Raw genomic sequence first — 547 nt, 5'->3', positions numbered from 1 at the left:
GGGGATATCGCTACCACACCGTCAACTCCGGCTGTCTTCTTGCCTTGGTTGTCTTGGGTTACTCGCCTTACCGCTAGTAGCCTTGCATAGTATGACTTTAACAAGAGTCTCTGCAACCTTCTAGCTTTTGCATTCTGTCCCGATTGAGCCGCTTGATAGATACGCTTTTGCAACTTGAAAACCATCCGCTGAACTTTCGCCCAGTTGATGGCTCTCCATGCATTCTTAGTGACCGTTGGTTTCGGCTTGCCGAATCCTTTGGTTTGACTAGATTTCGCCATTATTGCTACTCAAGTCTCCATCTTACGTCTGAACCGTGACCCGTCTGCATATCCCAGATTTTACGTCCGGGCGTTGGCTTCTGGTCACATCTCACTCCCATATGGCTTGCGCTTACACTTTCGGTTTTATTGCCTTTCACTACTTGCCTAATCGACCATTGGACAAGAGCCAATATGGGGTTATTTCGTTCCGTCTGTATGGGTATTCCATCCTTAGACTCATCCTCTCCCCCGGTGTACTTTGAGGGTCTGTGTAGGTAACTGCA

General features: G+C 48.3%; 1 protein-coding gene. It reads right to left on the bottom strand.

All coding sequences use genetic code 11. The features are described 5' to 3' along the window. A partial coding sequence (locus AC0QHF_RS08805) for a reverse transcriptase N-terminal domain-containing protein (RefSeq protein WP_324703832.1) occupies window positions 1–281 on the bottom strand: 281 nt, incomplete at its 3' end. Window positions 282–547: the final 266 nt, after the last annotated feature.

The organism is Lyngbya sp. CCY1209, from assembly GCF_055795065.1.
Note: the sequence above shows the minus strand (reverse complement) of the source record. Positions and strands in the feature narration are given on the sequence as shown.